Below are 259 nucleotides of genomic sequence, written 5' to 3'. Positions count from 1 at the left end.
TTCACCAGCCTGGAGGGCACCTTCCAGGCGCAGGAGGAGGCGAGCCGGACCATCGGGGCGCTCTCCGCGCTGTCCTTGGCTCTCGTCTTCGCCATCCTCTACAGCCGCTACCGCTCGGCCGCGCTCGCCCTCATCATCATGGGCAACGTGCCCCTGGCGCTGATCGGCTCGGTGGCCGCCTTGTGGCTGGTCGGGCAGCCGCTTTCGGTGGCGTCGATGATCGGCTTCATCACGCTGACCGGCATCGCCGCCCGCAACG

General features: G+C 69.1%; 1 protein-coding gene. It reads left to right on the top strand.

Annotated elements, in window-relative coordinates; all coding sequences use genetic code 11:
* Positions 1-259 (top strand): efflux RND transporter permease subunit (locus AX737_RS01980; RefSeq protein ID WP_156453476.1); only part of this gene is annotated, 259 nt, incomplete at both ends.

The sequence above is a fragment of the Methylobacterium sp. CCH5-D2 genome, from assembly GCF_001556475.1.
Classification (GTDB): Bacteria; Pseudomonadota; Alphaproteobacteria; order Rhizobiales; family Beijerinckiaceae; genus Methylobacterium; species Methylobacterium hispanicum.
Note: the sequence above shows the minus strand (reverse complement) of the source record. Positions and strands in the feature narration are given on the sequence as shown.